The 16,263-nt window shown below is 65.1% G+C and carries 12 protein-coding genes; 7 read left to right on the forward strand and 5 right to left on the reverse strand.

What is annotated here, in order from left to right; translation table 11 throughout:
* Nucleotides 1–39: 39 nt before the first annotated feature.
* On the reverse strand, nt 40–543 hold the full coding sequence (locus ACJH71_RS21935) for a TetR family transcriptional regulator (protein WP_406760089.1): 504 nt from the start codon (nt 541–543) through the stop codon (nt 40–42).
* Between the two features lie 137 nt (nt 544–680).
* Here ACJH71_RS21935 and ACJH71_RS21940 point away from each other — a divergent pair, with 137 nt between their 5' ends.
* Nucleotides 681–1,856 carry an acyl-CoA dehydrogenase family protein gene (locus ACJH71_RS21940; RefSeq protein WP_406760090.1) on the forward strand — a complete coding sequence of 392 codons (1,176 nt, stop codon included), beginning with the start codon at nt 681–683 and terminating at the stop codon, nt 1,854–1,856.
* Nucleotides 1,857–1,890: 34 nt separating this feature from the next.
* On the opposite strand, the gene ACJH71_RS21945 is transcribed toward ACJH71_RS21940, so the two are convergent.
* Together ACJH71_RS21945 and ACJH71_RS21950 are read right to left on the reverse strand one after the other, a co-directional pair.
* Entirely contained in the window at nt 1,891–2,388 is a 498-nt protein-coding gene (locus ACJH71_RS21945) for a GNAT family N-acetyltransferase (protein ID WP_406760091.1), read from the reverse strand.
* On the reverse strand, nt 2,385–2,816 hold the full coding sequence (locus ACJH71_RS21950) for a DUF1778 domain-containing protein (RefSeq protein ID WP_406760092.1): 432 nt from the start codon (nt 2,814–2,816) through the stop codon (nt 2,385–2,387). The genes ACJH71_RS21945 and ACJH71_RS21950 overlap by 4 nt, the downstream gene beginning before the upstream one ends.
* A 313-nt stretch (nt 2,817–3,129) precedes the next feature.
* On the opposite strand from ACJH71_RS21950, the gene ACJH71_RS21955 reads away from it, so the two are divergent.
* From ACJH71_RS21955 to ACJH71_RS21980, 6 genes are all read left to right on the forward strand, one after another.
* Nucleotides 3,130–4,314: a Fic family protein gene (locus ACJH71_RS21955; RefSeq protein WP_406760093.1), complete on the forward strand. Its 1,185-nt coding sequence runs from the start codon at nt 3,130–3,132 to the stop codon at nt 4,312–4,314.
* Between the two features lie 483 nt (nt 4,315–4,797).
* The gene (locus ACJH71_RS21960) at nt 4,798–5,286 is read left to right on the forward strand and encodes a MarR family transcriptional regulator (protein ID WP_406760094.1); all 489 of its coding nucleotides are present in this window, start codon (nt 4,798–4,800) and stop codon (nt 5,284–5,286) included.
* A gap of 1,710 nt (nt 5,287–6,996) precedes the next feature.
* Nucleotides 6,997–7,506, forward strand: coding sequence for a MarR family winged helix-turn-helix transcriptional regulator (locus tag ACJH71_RS21965; protein WP_406760095.1), 510 nt, complete (start codon nt 6,997–6,999; stop codon nt 7,504–7,506).
* Between the two features lie 574 nt (nt 7,507–8,080).
* The gene (gjpA, locus tag ACJH71_RS21970) at nt 8,081–9,178 is read left to right on the forward strand and encodes an outer membrane porin GjpA (RefSeq protein WP_406760096.1); all 1,098 of its coding nucleotides are present in this window, start codon (nt 8,081–8,083) and stop codon (nt 9,176–9,178) included.
* Nucleotides 9,179–9,248: 70 nt separating this feature from the next.
* Nucleotides 9,249–12,971, forward strand: a complete 3,723-nt coding sequence (locus ACJH71_RS21975) for a PGRS repeat-containing protein (RefSeq protein WP_406760097.1) — start codon at nt 9,249–9,251, stop codon at nt 12,969–12,971.
* Nucleotides 12,972–12,982: 11 nt separating this feature from the next.
* Nucleotides 12,983–14,872, forward strand: coding sequence for a fatty acyl-AMP ligase (locus ACJH71_RS21980; RefSeq protein WP_406760098.1), 1,890 nt, complete (start codon nt 12,983–12,985; stop codon nt 14,870–14,872).
* A 59-nt stretch (nt 14,873–14,931) separates the two neighbouring features.
* Here the strand turns inward: ACJH71_RS21980 and ACJH71_RS21985 are convergent, their stop codons facing one another.
* Both ACJH71_RS21985 and ACJH71_RS21990 read right to left on the reverse strand, forming a co-directional pair.
* Complete coding sequence (locus ACJH71_RS21985; protein WP_406760099.1) at nt 14,932–15,414, reverse strand: MarR family winged helix-turn-helix transcriptional regulator; 483 nt, start codon at nt 15,412–15,414, stop codon at nt 14,932–14,934.
* A gap of 528 nt (nt 15,415–15,942) precedes the next feature.
* On the reverse strand, nt 15,943–16,155 hold the full coding sequence (locus ACJH71_RS21990) for a hypothetical protein (RefSeq protein ID WP_406760100.1): 213 nt from the start codon (nt 16,153–16,155) through the stop codon (nt 15,943–15,945).
* Nucleotides 16,156–16,263 lie beyond the last annotated feature (108 nt).

The following is a 16,263-nucleotide window of genomic DNA, read 5'->3' on the forward strand; positions in this document are numbered from 1 at the left end:
TAAAGCATGATGGCCGTTGGCTATTGGCGCCACTCCAAGTCACTGTGGGTTGGGCGCTCCGCCTGCTAGCTCGCGCAGTTCGGCAACCGCCTGCTCGGCCGTCGGTGCGCTGTCGGGGTCGATTAGTGACTGAATCATCATGCCCAACACCACGGCCAGCGCGACCGATCCGCCCATTTCGGCACGCGCGCGTTGCTGGCCTTCGGCGAGGCGTGCGCGCAGTTCGTCGTTGCGTTGGGCTTGCACGATCGCTTCCAGATGCGATGTCCACAGCGCTTTGTCGGTGGTGAAGGACTCCAGCACCGCCTGCCACCGCTCCACGGCTGTGGCCGACTGGCCATCGGGCGACATGCGGGCGTCGAGTTCGTCGAGCTCTTCGAAGAGGGCCTGCACCAGAAGTCGTTCCCGGCTGCCGAAGTGATAGCCGATGGCGGCATGGCTGACACCGGCCGCCGCGGCGATGTCACGCACCGTCGTATTCGCCCAGCCCCGTTCGACGAGGCAGCGCTTGGCGCCTTCCAGTAGATCCTCACGGTTGCCCATCTGTGCAGGTTAACCGCCCATGGAGTGGTTGCACAAATGGATTGACCATATGGCTTGACCAAACGGACAAATCGGGGATACGGTACGGAAATCAACGGATCCCGCCGTGGGTTCCGCCAGATCAGGAGGTGCCGGTTATGGCGCACGAAGTTGTCGAGCGCGTCGAGCAGATCGCCGCCCAGCTGGCCGGTACCGCCGAAGACAGCGAACGGCTCGGCAAGCTCTCCGAGCAGTCCGTGGCCCTGATTCGCCAGGCCGGCGTCATGCGGATGCTGCAGCCGACGGACTTCGGCGGCTACGCGGCCCACCCGCGCGACTTCGCCGAGGCGGTCATGGCGGTGGCCAAGCACTGCGGCTCCACCGGCTGGGTGTGCGGCGTCGGGGGAGTGCACCCCTGGGAGATGGCGCTGATGGACCGCCGGCTGCAAGCTGAAATCTGGGCCGAGGACCCCGACACCTGGATCGCCTCCCCCTATGCCGCGCAAGGGATTGCGACCCCGGTCGAGGGTGGTTATCGGTTGACCGGGCGGTGGAACTTCTCCTCGGGCACCGATCACTGCAGTTGGATCTTCCTGGGCGCGCGCGTCGGTGGCGCCGAGGGTGGGCCGCCGAAGGTGCTGCATGTTGTCTTGCCGCGGACTGACTACACCATCGTCGAGGACTCCTGGGACGTCATCGGCCTGTCGGGCACCGGCAGCAAGGACATCATCGTCGACGGTGCCTTCATCCCGGACTACCGCACCGTCGACTTCGAGCACGTCGCCTCCGGTGCCAGCGCCGCTGAAGCGGCCGGACGTACCGAGACCGTCTACAAACTGCCGTTCTGGACGATGTTCCCGCTGGGGATCACCGCTGCGCTCATCGGGATCACCGAAGGCGCACTGGCCGCCCACCTGGACTATCAGCGCGACCGGGTGGCCGCCACCGGCACCAAGATCAAGGACGACCCGTATGTGCTCTACGCGATCTCGGAGGCCGCCGCGGAAATCGCCGCCTCACGGGTGCAACTCCTGGACGGCATCAGCAGAATGTATGACCTCGCCGACGCCGGTAAGGAGATCAGCTTCGAGGATCGATCACTGGTGCGGCGCAACCAGATTCGCTGCGCTTGGCGGGCCGTTGCCGCCGCCGACGCGATCTTCGCCCGCTCCGGGGGCAATGCCGCGCGCCGGAACAATCCGCTGCAGCGATTCTGGCGCGACGCCCACGTCGGGCTGGGCCACGCCATCCAGACCCCGGGGACGATCTATCACTCCAGTGCCTTGACGGTCATGGGGGTGGAGCCGCCGCCGGCGTTGCGGGCGATGATCTGAGGGGTGCGACTGTTCTGCCTACTTCGGACTTTCTCTACCCTCCGAGCAATGCGCGGGCGTCCTTGATCAGTAGCGTCAGGTGCAGGTCATCGGTTGGGCTTGGCGCGAAGTCGAAGTGCCGGTAGAAACTGGCGGCATCCGCGTGCAGTGCGTGCACCAGGATCGCGCGCACGCCAATGGTCTCCGCGGCCTGCGCTGATCGGGTAATCGCGTCCCGCAGGAGATGACTGCCCAGCCCGTTGCCCCGCTCCTTTCGGTCGACGGCGAGCCGGGACAGCAGAATCACCGGCACCGGTCGCGGCATGTTTCGGCGCACCCTGCCTGGCGCGTCCTGGTGCTGAACAGACCCCGCCGCCAAGCAGTAGTAACCGACCACCCGCCTTCCGATCGTGGTGACTAAACACCTAGAGCCGCCCTCGGTGTGGTTGGCCAGCGCCCTCCGTTGCAGGTAGTCGTCCAAGCTGGGTTCGCCGCTGTCGAACGCAGCGACTTCGTCGGCCGGGGTTATTGGCCGGGGAAAGCAATAGCTCACCTCTCGGACGTCGTATCGAAGACGCTGGGTTCCGAGAACAATTTCTCGAGTCGAGGCTTGTGTGAAGCCGGTGCGTCGAGCATCGCGTTGAACTCGGCCCATGCGGCGTCGTCCAAGATGAAGAGCCTGCGGTCGGCCAAAATGTCGGCGGCGCGTGCCAGCAGCGTCGTGATGGTGAAGTTCGTGATATCGGTCCCGGTGAGTTCAGCGGCGTAGCGAATGATCGCGTCTTGGTCGGGAGTCAGCCTCGCGGTGAGGCGACTGGTCTTCCGCTCCCCGGATGTCCACTTACCGCTTCCTGATGCGAAGACGGCCCTTTGGGAACGGTCGCGCCGTACGATGTGCCCCCCAGTTTGGGTGCTGCGTGCAACCGGCTTCCCGGCCCGTCTGCCGCGGTCCGAGTCGGTTTTCCCATGGTTTTCAGCCATGTAGCCGATTGTGCGCCCAGTGGGCGTACAAATCAATGTGGCGGTGATCTCGAACCCCTGTTGGCCAGCATTAACGGCAGATCCGATGGGGAAAATTGCTAGGCAATGCGACAGCTGGCGCACGGGTCGCAGCTCGCAGGCGAGCTACCCACGTCGGGCTGGGCCATGCCATACAGACCCCGGGGAGCATCTAACACTCCAGCGCCCTGACGGTCATGGGGGTCCAGCCGCCGCCGGCGTTTATAGCTAACTTTCGAGATGTAAACCTATACTAATGATGGTTTTGGTATCGGTTATGTGAGAAGGGTTCGCTATGGGCTGGCCTGCGCATCAGGTCGAGCAGCGTGAGTGGGCGCCTCGTAAGCTGCAGGGTAACCGTGACGATCGCATGCTCAAGCAGATCGAAGTGGCGCTACCTCCAATGATTGGCGACCTGGACTATGACCCGGTGGGTGCAGTGGCGCGCGCGCATGAGGCCGCCCTGGTTGCCGTCGCTCGCCTGGAAGCCGGATTCGGCCAGCATCTTGCACCCTTAGCCGACTTCTTGTTGCGGAGTGAGTCCGTGGCGTCGTCCAAGATCGAGCACATCGACGCTGGATGGCGCGCATTCGGTAAAGCCTTCGCAGGCGGAAGCGCCAGCGCGGAGGCAGAATCCCAACTCGCTGCCGTTCGGGCGTTGATGCAACTTGTTGACGCGGCCGACGCCGGTCCTCTTACTCTCGAAGCGGTCCTCGAAACCCATCGACTACTGATGGCACCCGACCCCTACGCCGACAGCCCCGGGCAGCTGCGCAACGTTCAGAACTGGATCGGTGGCAGCGACTACACACCCATCGGGGCGCTCTACATACCGCCACCGCCGGAGTCAGTGCCTTCGCTTGTTGAAGACCTGCTGGTATTCGCCAACCGCACAGACCTACCGATCGTCGCGCAGGCTGCTATCGCACATGCGCAGTTCGAATCGATCCACCCGTTTGCCGACGGCAACGGCCGTATCGGGCGTGCACTGATCAGCGCCATCCTCCGCCGGCGGGGGCTCACCCAACGAATCACCGTGCCGCTGGCATCGGTCATGCTGGCCAATACTGATGACTATTTCGCGCGACTCACCAACTACCGGTGCGGTGACGCCGATCAATTCGTTGGCTACCTCGCTGACGCTGCCGTACACGCGAGCAACGCCGCGGAAGAATCGGCAGTCCACCTCGCCGAACTGCCCGACCACTGGCGGTCAGTTGCGCGCCCGAGGTCCGGCTCCGCAGACGAGACCCTACTTGAGAGCCTTTTGGACGTTCCGATCTTCAATGCCGATACCGCCCAACGGATCACGGGAACAACAGACGCCAGCACATACCGGGCTCTCGGACGCCTGACGGAGCTCGGCATCCTCGAGATTCTGTCAACGGGAGCGCGCAACCGCGTCTGGGCGGCCGCCGACGTGTTGACCGAGCTTGATGCGCTCAGTGATGCGATCGGCCGGCGAGTCCGCGCCGGGTAGGGGCTCGGACCAACTATTCCTGCGTTGATCGGTGTAGATGACTCAACGGGACCGAGCCGCGAGGATATCGCACGCCCCTCAGTGCACGGCGAGGCTGGGCTTTGAGATCGTCGGCGCTGCGCATACTCAAACGTGGGATCGTTAGGGACGGACTCCATGGTGGTCGACATTTCGAGCGGTGCCAATCCTCAACTGATAAGCAGATCGGCGAAAACGCGGGTCGCAATCTACGCGCAGTCGCCAAGGGCGTGTTGCGCAACGAAACCCCACCGCGTCACCGGGCATAGCCAGATTTTCGATCTGAACCAACTAGTTCGACGTGGAAATATTCCGTTGCGAGCCAGCGCATCTCGCTGACCAGCGTAATCAGTCAGAACGTGCCCTCATCGAATGTCATTCTCGCCGAGCCGAATACGCGTCAATGGCTGCGAATTATGGGAGTTCAGCGATACGGGCGCGACAATCTCGCTAGCGTCCCGCGCCGTGGACGAGACACACGCCTTCCTGCACACACGCTGGCTGCCCGGGCTCGACGGGATCGAGCATCAATCGTGGCAACACTTTCTGAGCTGCTCGCTCAACGTAATCGCCACACTGAACGGATCCCTGAAGGGCACGCACGACGTCAGCATTCGTGACGTGCTTCTGCTGGAATTGCTCAACAGGCCGAACCGCCGAACACATCGGCTCCGCGCCCTGGCCCGGGCACTGCGGGTGTCAGAGGGGCAGTTGGCCAACCAGGTCCGCCGGCTGGAAGAGCTGGGCTGGATCACTCGCAGTCCGGACAGGCGCGACCGGCGCGGGATGCTGCCCCGGCTCACCAGTGACGGCCACATACGTCTGTCCGCAGTGCTGGAAACCTACGCGCAGCAGGTCCGCGCGCACTACCTCGACCACCTTCGGCACGAGCAGATGGTCTGCCTGGTCGACAGCTGCCGGCGGATCAACGGCCCGCTCAAAGCTGAGATGTGAAACACGCCGCCCAGCGGCATGCCCGCGGGTGAGGCGTCACCCGCGTCGGGCGCTGGGGGAAGCACCCTTTCGGAGTCCGGTCGATCTTCTTTGGCGCCTGCGCGGTGCCACACACGCGCTGCGACAGGTTGTGAATACATGTGCCGAAGGCAGCCAAGATGACGTCGATTGATGCCGCCCGGCATGAGGCGGCGCACCAGCTTTCGATGTAGCTGCAGCCGGGTCGCTACGACCAGCTGGATCTGGCCTGGAGTGGGATTTCTGAAGTGCACCGGCAGGCGTGGACAGGGTCGGCGAGCTTTGCGGTGACCACTGAGTCGGAGTGTGCCGGCGGCGTGACACCAGGAGCCACGGCAACGTCGATCACCTGCTGCATACCACCCTTTACCTCGTCGTCTGTGCGCGTATCGAGGCGGTCAGCTACGTAAACCTGCTGGTAAAGCACGTCTTAAAGGGCACTCACGAGCAGGTTCTTTTCTGAAACAGATAGTTCACGCTGGAAAGGTTCTGGCGTGAAATAGACAGATAAGTGACCTGTGCAAACGCTGTCTGTTTGACGGACTTCTGATTGTGGCTCAACTTGCCTGCATCCTTGCCGGCGAGTTGTCCAGCACGTCGCCTATGGTCCCCTCGCCGCGGATGCGGTAGGTCGGGGTCTTTGGTGAACGTCGTTTCTGGGGTCCGGACAATGTCGAGCACCGGTGCCGAAGGAAGGTCGGCGACGGGTCGATGAGAGCAGTCGGTCACGGGCGACACTAAACATCTTGTGGCACACAAGGTTACACGCCTCAACGTGGCGGTGCTACGGTCTGCTGACTAGGACTGATCGCGGGTGGCGGCACGGGTGACCGAGGTGCTGCGGTTGGTGCGGAGCTGGTACGCACGCAAGCCAAAGGCCTGGGAACGCGCGGACTGCTCGCCCGCCTCTGCCCGGCGGGGTGCGACCGTGCGTATTCCGTCTACCGAGCGTGCGCCGGTCATCGGGCATTGGCGACCGATGCGCGGGAAAGTTTCGCGCATACCGCGATATATCACGCAACGAGGTTCTGGTCTTAGTCGACGCGTGCGGGGCGCTCAATGTACCGATGACGGTGACGTGTTGAGCGAACGAGTCCGCCACGTACCGGGGCTGTCAAGTCAATCCAGTCGGCGGGCGGGCCGCCGCGCCATTATGGTGCGTCGGTACCAGAATAATCCGGCTCCGGACGGTGAAGCGCGCCCCGCCTGTCATGTGCGGCAAATTTGCTGGGATCGCGGAGCGCGGCAGGAGTGCAGGATGGACCGCCGCGTTTCACTCTCCGACTGAGAGTCGCCTCCGATGGGTTTGCCAAGACGGTCTGAATGGTCCCGGCTCGGCCCCGCCGGGAGCGACTTGACACACGTTCCAATAACAACGTTATACAGCAAACGGTTGATCTGACCATTTACGACGTCTGAACTCTATGTAATACTCAATCAATCAGCAGTCAGCTATCTAGCTGTCACGCGAGAACATGTTGCGAAAAGCTACTCGCGAGTAGCTTCTGCCGTGAACTAGGTAGTTCAGTCTGAAAATTTCCTGATACGGGATCGAGAAGTCTATGACCAGCGCAACGTCGTCGACTCGAAGATTGCGGATCGCCGGCGTCGGGCGGTGGGTTCGCGGTGACAATTGAATTTGCCAGCGTTTCCTCTCGTGTGGGACAACCATGTTGGATACCGTCGCCCGCCGTGGAGGAGACGAGTGCTGAGCCGCCGACGAATCGCTTACCGGGGCTCGATGACTTGGAGCAGGAGTGTTGGCAAGAGTTCTTGAACGCATCGGCGCGACTGGTCGACATGCTGAGCCGGCGGCTGCTTGCCGAGCACAAGCTCACGCTGTTTGACTTCCTGCTGCTCGACATGCTCAACAGGTCGCCGGGCGGGTGGGTGCGGATGGGTGACTTGGCGCAGGAGTTGATGGTCAATCCCAGTCGGATCAGCCAACAGGTTCGGCGGCTGGAGTCGCAGGGGTTGGTGGGTCGCGCCCGCAGCACGAAGGACTTGCGAGGTGTGGTTGCCGTCATCACTCGCCAGGGGCGGGAGAAGGTCAAGCCTGCAGCCCGGGCGTACGCCCAGGATGTTCGCAGGTACTACCTCGATCAGATGTCGCGCCGGCAGATGATCGCGCTGAGTGACGGGTGTCGTCGGATCAGTCAGGGGGCTAAGGCCGCCGAGCCTCCGGGCTTCGAGCCGCTTTGAGTCGGTTCATCCATCCCTGTTCGTTTAGCTAAATATTAGTTCGAGGTGACGGTCGGACCGCCGACCTTGCCTTAGTGCGCAGTGCGAGACGCCGCTGGTTGTGGCGATTTCCGTCGAATTGTGCTGCCTTCTTCGTGCATGTTGACCCAATGTCGCAGCGCTTTGCCATGTGAAGACTGCGATGGGGCCATCGCCGATGCAATGGGGCGTCGCCAACTGGACGCATGGAAGATGCTCAGCCGATCAATAACCGCAGGTGACACCCCGGTCCTGTGTGCTGCGAGGCCGTAACGATGGTTATGAACGTGTTCTAATCAATTTTCTGAATATTTCCATATGTAATCGTGTAGAACAGAAATATTGGTTGCTGATATCGCCGCCAGTGCGGGCTGAGCAGCAATTCCGTTCCATTATGGGATAGCGGATCAGCGCTAGCCGTAAACGGATGATTCCCCAGGGCCCGAAACCTGTAGGAACCTGAGTGTCTCTGAGGTAATTTCTCGTTTTGACCCAAGTGAAGGGTCGTTCGAACTTTGTACCCGTTGAACTGAAGGCGAGCTCTGAGGAGATGGCAATGCCGTTAGCAATTCGTCCCTACGCCACCGTCGGTGTCGCGATCGTGGGCGCTGGCCTCGTCGCGGTGACGCCGGTGGCCGCACCGCTGCCCGGCATGCACAGCGTCATCGACGTCGGGCTAGCCGCCGACAGCAGCCCCCTGGGCGATCTTCTTGACCCGTGGCTGCAGGTCTTCGGTACCGCGACGGACAACGTCAACACGCTCACCCAGTCCTTCTATCTGGCTCCCGGCGTCGCGTTCCAACAGCTCATGGCGAATCTCTCCGGCTATGCGCAGCAGGTCATCGACGACCCGGCGAACCTCACCCAGGTCACCAGCGAGATGCAGGAGAACTGGAAGGCGGCGATGTCGGCCATCACGCTGATGAACGCCAACCAGGACACCGTGGATGCCGTGGTCCACCACACCATGGATGGGACCTTGACTGGCGGTCACGCCACAATGTTCGGTCAGATTGCGGGCTACTTGCCACCCGATCAGGCCGACTCGATCATGCCCATCATCAACTTCCTGGCATCGCCGTGGGGCGGCGTCATCATGGGCGCGCTGGGGCCCGGCATCAGTCCCTGGGTCGCTCTGCTGAACAGCATTACTGAGGGCGACAGTTTCGGCCAGATCATGGCCAGCCCGCTCAACGGCTTGTTGAACGGCGCCACCCTCGACCTCAGCGCCCTGACTCCGATGATCAATGGCCTGGGTCTTTTCCCCGGGAACATGGCAATGACTCATCTGGACATCGCGTTCGGCGGTCTGCTCAGTCCCGGCGGGAACGTCCAGGTAAACCCCTACAACGTCGTCGACGACGCTGGCAACTCAGTCGGCGACGCCCCCGCCGTAGGGGGTTCGATCTTCAACAGCGTCGGCATCACCTTCACCGGTGTTCCGGTCATCAACACGCTGCAACTTGACAGCGACCCGGTCGGACCGTTGGGGGCCGGGCTGGGACTGGATCAGGTCATCGCCAGCCAGCTCGGCTGGGGCACCTGGAACGGCAAAGCCGGCCCGTACGACGTGCCCGCGATGCCTCCGGGGACCGACATCGACTTCTCGACCAACTTCGACGAGTGGTTCAGCGACTTTTTCCCGGCCGACTGACCGGGCGCATCGACTCCGCCGACAAATTCAACTAGCCAACAAAGACTTTTTACAGGAGAGGTGTTTGCACATGAATCGTCGTCATATCAGCAGCCAGGCTGGTAAGACTGGGCCGCGGCGCAGCAGCCGGGCGGCCGGTGCCGGCAGCGCGGTTGCCGCCTTCTTGGCGTTCGGCATGATGCCGCTCGCGGGCGCGCCACGCGCCCAAGCCGACTTCGAGGACCTGCTCGACTTGGACTGGCTTTCTAGCCTCGTTGACCCTTCGGCGCTGGAGGCTAGCCCTGCGGCCGTCGATTGGTCCAGTTGGCTTGACACGTTGGTTACCGGCGGCGCCCCGGCCGGGTCGGCCGATGCCTCGGGTGACTGGGTGACCAACTTCCTTGGCGACTGGATCTACGCCCCGCTGCACATGAGTATGCAGGCCTGGATCACCAATCCGTTCGGGGAGATGGTCAACGGCTGGGTCAATGACTTCAGCGGGATGTACCTGATCGGCAACGGTACCGACGGGACCATGGTCAATCCGGATGGCGGCGACGGCGGCCTGTGGTTCGGCGACGGCGGTGACGGTTGGACCAGCGACCTGGCGGGCGTCGGCGGTGGTGACGGCGGGGCGGCCCTTGGGTGGTTCGGCAATGGTGGCGACGGTGGTAACGGCGGCGTAGGCGCTGATGGCGGTGCTGGTGGCGCGGGCGCCCTGTGGATGGGCAACGGTGGCGCTGGTGGGGAGGCAGGTGCCGGCGTTGTTGGGATAGCCGGCGGCAACGGTGGCGAGGGCGGAGCCGCGGTGGGCTGGCTGTTCGGCAACGGCGGGGTCGGCGGTGATGCCGGCAACGGCGTGAATGGCAGCTACGCCAACGGCGGTAGCGGCGCGGGCAGCGCCGGCGGCAACGGCGGGGCCGGCGGACGGGGCGGCGCTCAATACGGCAACGGTGGCAACGGCGGCGCGGCCGGTATCGGCGGAGCCGGTGCTGCCGGCACCGTCGATCACGTCAACGGCGGCACCGGCGCTGCCGGTGGTAGTGGTGGTGCTGCCGGTAGCAATTTCTGGCAGAACGGCCAAGCCGGGATCGGCGCCAATGGCGGGGTCGGTGGCGCTGGTGGCGATGCGTACCAGGACGGCAACGGCGACTTCCTCGGCAAGGGTGGTAATGGCGGTGCCGGTGGTGCCGGTGGCAGCTCCGGTCTGGTCGGTAGCAGTGCAATGGGCGGCGGCCCGGGTGACGGTGGCACCGGTGGGGCTGGCGGTCAAGGCTTGACTGGTGGCAACGGTGGTGCCGGCGGTGCCGGTGCCCAGAGCGAGGGCACCGACGGCGGCAGCGGTGGCACCGGTGGTAGCGGCGGTGCCGGAATCGCCAAGGGCGGCAACGGTGGCGTGGGTGGTGTCGGCGGGCAGACCGGCGGCTTCAACACCGGCGGTGTCGGTGGTACCGGCGGTACGGGCGGTGCCGCCAGCGGTGCCGCCGGTGTCCAAGGTGTCGCCGGCAATGGCGGCGTCGGCGGCAAGGGTGGTGCCAGCAACATCGGTACTGGCGGTGACGGAGGCGTCGGTGGCGCCGGCGGCAACGGCGGCACCGACGACAACACCATCCAGACCTTCGGCGGTGTCGGTGGTGTTGGTGGCGCTGGCGGCGACACCATCGGTGGGCACGCCGGTACTGGCGGCAACGGCGGTGACGGCGGTAACGGCACGGTCGGTGCCGGCGGTGGGCTGCTCTCCGGTGCACACGCCAATGGCGGCAACGGCGGCGCCGGTGGCAGCACCGGCCTGACCGGCTCGGGGACCTCCGGTAACGGCGGAAGCGGCGGTAATGGAGGCGGTGGCACCGGATGGAAGGACGTCGATGGTGTCGTCTTCACCAATGACCCGGGCACCGTATACAGCGTGGGCGGCAATGGGGGTAACGGCGGCAACGGTACCTCTTCCACTGCTGGAACCGGGGGTGGTGGCGGTGACGGCGGCCGTGGTGGCGACGGCGCCACCACCGGCGTGAGTGTGGGCGGTAACGGCGGCAATGGTGGTGCAAGCCAGTTGGGAGCTGGCAGCGCCGGAGGCGACGGGGGCGACGGTACGGCTGTCGGCGGTAACGGTGGCAACGGCGGTAACGGTGCCGCTAAGGGCGACGTTAGGACCGGCGGTGACGGCGGCACCGGTGGTGACAGCACGTCAGCGACGCTCGTTCCCACGAACACGCTCAATCTGTCCAGCCATGGCGGCAACGGCGGCAACGGCGGCAACGGCGGTTCCGGCATGGGGGCCAGTGGAGGTGCCGGCGGCGACGGTGGTAGCGGTAATGCCGGTAATGGCGGTACCGGCGGTAGTGGCGGTACCGGCGGCGCCGGTGCTTTCGGCTTAGCGGGCGAGTCGGGGCTCGCCGCGGGCACGACTGGCGGTACCGGCGCTAACGGTGAGACCGGTGGCACCGGTGGTACCGGCGGCCACGGCGGCGCCTCCAACACCGGTAATGGCGGCAACGGCGGCAAAGCCGGTACGGGTGGCGTCGGCGGCGCCGGCGGCGTAGGTGGCGCCGGCGGGGCCGACAGCTCTGGGAACGGCCTTGCCGGTGGCACCGGCGGTATCGGCGGCGCTGGCGGCGACGCGGGGACCGCAGGCGCGGGCGGTGCTAGCAATAGCGGTACCGCCGGCGCCGACGGCGCGAGCGCGCTCGACGGCGCGGGTGGCGGCGGCGGCCGCGGCGGTACCGGCGGTACCGGGGCCAATGGTGCCGACGGCGCCAACTCCGCGACCGGGCCCGGCGGCAATGGCACGAACGGAGGCAACGGAGGCATCGGAGGCATCGGCGGTACTGGCGGTACGTCGGGCACCGGCGCGGGTGGTGCTGGCGGCGATACAGGCCAGGGCGGGAGGGCCGGTAACGGCGGTAACGGCGGCAACGGCGGCACCGGCAGTGACGGCACCGGCTACGACGGCGGTGCCGGCGGCAACGCCGGGGCGTCCGGGGCCGCCGGTAACACTCCCGGCCAGGGCGGCGCGAGCGAATCCGGCCCTGCTGGCGCGACAGGTGACATCGGTAACGGTGGCGGCGGCGCCTCCGGCGGTAACGGTGGCAACGGTGGTGCTGGCGCCGGCCCCGGCAACAGCGCCGGTAACGGTGGCGATGGCGGCGCCGCCAGTAGCGGTGATGGTTTCGGTGGCAGCGGTGGCAACGGTGGCAACGGCGGCAACGGCACCAACAACGCCAACGGCGGCAACGGCGGCAACGGCGCCGACGGCGCCACTCCTGGCGGCACGGGTACGACTCGGGGCGGCAGCGGAGGCAACGGTGGAACCGGCGGCAATGGTGCCGGCGGCAATGCCAACGGCGGTAACGGCGGTAGCGGCGGTAGCGGCGGGGACGGCGCCCTCGGCACCCCCACCGGCGGCAATGCTGGCCCGGGCGGCACCGCCGGAAATGGCGGCGCCGGCGGTAATGGCGTCGGCGCCGGCAACACAGCCGGTAACGGCGGTGCTGCCGGTAGCGGCGGCAACGGTGGTCAGGGCGGCAGCATGCCCGGAGGGACCTTCGGCGGCAAGGGTGGCGTCGGCGCTAACGGTGGCATCGGTGGCGCCGCCGGGAATGGCACCAACGGCGCCGCTGGCGGCAACGGCGGCGACGGTGGCGACGGTGGTAACGGCGGTAACGGCGGCGACGCTGCAGTGCTTCCCCGCCCCGGCGGCGCGGCCGGTACCGGCGGAGCCGGCGGCGCGGCCGGCACCGGCAGCCCTTCCGGCCAGGCAGGCAGCGGTGGCGGAAACGGCACCGCTGGCCAGGACGGTCAGATCATCCCCTGAGACCGGCCACGATGGATTGCTCCGCCACGGTCGCCGGGTCCACCTCGGACCCGGCGACCGTCGGGGCATCCGAGAAACGCGAGGAGATCATGTCCACCGCGAACACCCTGGTTCAGCTACTGCAACTACAAGCCGAGCGTTATGGCGACAAGATTGCCTTCAGCTTCTCCTACAACGGCGACGGTGAAGACGAGAGCCAGCTGACTTATCGTGAGTTGGACCTCAAGGCGCGGGCCATCGCGTCGATGCTGCAGCAGCAGGGCGCGACCGGGCAGCGGGTGCTCGTGTTCTGTCGCCCGGGTCTCGACGCGATTACCGGCTTCTTCGGCTGCGTCTACGCGGGTGCCGTCGCGGTGCCGGTGCATGAACGGTTGGCACCCCGGCTGTCCTCGGTGATCCCAGATGCCCGGGCCGGTTTCGCGATCGCCGCGCCCGACACTCCGCTGAAAGTCAAAGCCATGGTGGACACCCTGGTCGCCTTGAGCAACGGGCAGGCCCTGCGATGGCTTAGCGCCGCGGTGCCCGGCGCCGCCGCCGACAGCTGGAAGGCGCCTGACATCGACGCCGGCACCACCGCCATGATCCAGTACACCTCGGGCTCGACCACGGCGCCCAACGGTGTGGTGGTGACGCATGCCAACCTGATGCACAATCTGGGCGCCATTCGCGAGTCCTGGCCCGGGGACGATCAGCAGATCGCCGTGCACTGGCTGCCGCCGCATCACGACATGGGGCTGATCGGTGGTGTCCTGCAGACGATTTACCTGGGCTACACCACGGTGCTGATGTCGCCGGCCGCGTTCATGAAACGACCGATGGCATGGTTGGAGGCGATATCGCGCAACCATGCCACCTATACCGTCGCACCCAACTTCGCCTACGAGATCTGCGTTCAGCGCAGCACCCCGGACGAGCGGGCGGCACTTGATCTTTCGCGGCTAGCCGTCGTGATGAACGGCGCCGAGCCGGTGCGGATGGAAACCATGCGTGCCTTCTCCGACGCCTTTGCCCCGGCCGGGTTCCGGCTGGAGTCGTTCTGGCCGGTGTACGGGCTGGCCGAGGCGACTCTGTTGGTCACCGGGGGCTCGAACTCGCCGCTGCCGGTGGCACGGCAGGTGGATCGGGTTGCGCTGGAATCCGATCGCGTCATTGACGGCGCTCCGGCCGCCCCGACCACCGTGGCGCTGGTTGGTTGCGGAAAGGCTCGCGGCGGACAGCAACTCGTCATCGTCGACCCCGAAACCCACCGGCGGTGCGACGCCGACGAGGTCGGTGAGATCTGGATCGCCGGGCCCAGCGTCGCCCGCGGTTACCTGGGTAACCCCGAGAAGACGGAGCGAACCTTCGCGGTGCGCATAGCCGAGACCGGGGAGGGGCCGTTCCTGCGCACAGGCGACTTGGGCTTCTTAGACGACGGCGAGCTCTATATCGCTGGGCGTTACAAGGATCTCGTGGTGATCGGCGGCGCCAACTACTACCCGAACGACATCGAAGTCACCGTTCAGGGTTGTCATCCGGCGTTCTCGGTTGGACGCAGTGCTGCTTTTGCGGTCACACCGGAACTGGACGCCACACAACTGGTGGTGGTGCAGGAGCTGGACTGGACTGTCGGCGAGGCCGAACTCGCTCAGATAGTCGACGCGATCCAGGCTGCACTCGCCGCGCACCATGGGATTGAGGCGGACTCGGTTGTTCTAGTGCGGCAGAGAAGTATTCCGATCACCTCCAGCGGGAAGGTCCAGCGCGGCGCGTGCCGGCAACTGTTCCTCGACCGCGCTTTGCAGACGGTGGCCGAATGGCATGCACCTTTGCCCCCGGCCCTGCCCGACAACTCGACTCCGGCTGAAATGCCCGCACTCGTCAATGCCACGTTGACTGCGCAAGCATTCCGCCAGACCTGACCGCCGCGAAGTACCTGACCGCCGCGAAGTCCAGCGGTGACCGAATCTCGGCTACCGCGCTAGCCCTGGAATGCGGCGCCGATCTGTCGGCAGCTCTCACCCATTGCTGCGATCTGTGGGCGTGACAGGTGCCCGAGGAACTCGGATCGAACCGCCTGAGCATAGGTAACGTTGGCTCTTTGCAACATCTTTCGTCCCTGGTCAGTGTTGGTGGCCACCACTACACGTCTGTCACCCGGGCGCGGCGTCCGAACCACCAGCCCCCGGTCTTCAAGTCGACTGATGTGCCGTGTTATGCCGCTGGGCGGTGACAGCAACGCCTCGGCCAGGTCGCCCATCCGGGTGCCCTCGGTAGGCGAATCACAAAGGATGGTCAGAATTTTGACCTCGGCGAGCGTCAACTGGTGTGCGTCTATCAGCTTCCGATTCAATGCTTCGAACACGCCCAGGGTAGTCGTGAAGAAGTTCTGCCACGACCTCTGTTCGGCAATGTCTATGCCCGGCATGGCGCTGGCGGTTCGTCCGACATTCAGCCTCCGCATCCGTCAATCCTATGTGACGGTGCGTGATTCGACATCGATATTGCCCAAATAGCTCAAAATCCAAGCCAAATCTGACGAATTGTCCGTGCGGCACGATAAAGATGGGCAGCGCGAACATGTTTAGCTTCAATCGCTGCCAGCGGGAGGCGGCGATCGCGAAGTCGGGGAATTCGTTGAGATGCATTCGTCGGCAGTGAATTCGCTTGGCTGCGTGTCGGCAAGGCCGTTCATCAGATAGGCCATGCGCGGGTCGAGCGCCATCACAACCAGCCCGCTCGATGGGCCACGTCGGAGTGTGCCTGGGACGGTGCTCAGCGGGAGTCAACTTGGGCCACACTGAAAGTCGAGTTCTACCGTCGGCAACGGCGGGGGAAGAGTTCACCGTGGGCTGGCCCGCGCATCAAGCTCGAAAGCGTGAATGGAGGCCATCCACGCGGCCCTCCGCGAAGCCGGATTCGGGCAACACCTCGCGCCTTTGTCAGATTTCTTGCTGCCAGCGCGGGCGGCAAGACCAGCGCGCAGGCACTGTCACAACTCGCGGCGGCGCGGGCGCTGAAACAACTCGTGGACGCAGCTGAGGACCGACCCGCCCATCTGGGCGCGCGCTCGTTGTTGGCCTTCGGCCAGGCGTGCGCGCAGTTCGTCGTTGCGTTGGGCTTGCGCGACCGTTCCAGGCAGGCCCTCCCGAAATGGATTGCGCCTGCGATAGCGGCTGCTGTAGTGCTCGGAGTGATAGCGCATACGCCATCGTTTTCGAACTCATCTGACCCCTACTCGCGTTGAATCGCCTTTTATGCGCGCGATGCGGCTAGTCGTTGCCTCATTCAAAATGCGCGCTTCGGCGTGCCT

The sequence above is a fragment of the Mycobacterium sp. SMC-15 genome, assembly GCF_045310925.1.
In the GTDB taxonomy this organism is placed as follows: domain Bacteria; phylum Actinomycetota; class Actinomycetes; order Mycobacteriales; family Mycobacteriaceae; genus Mycobacterium.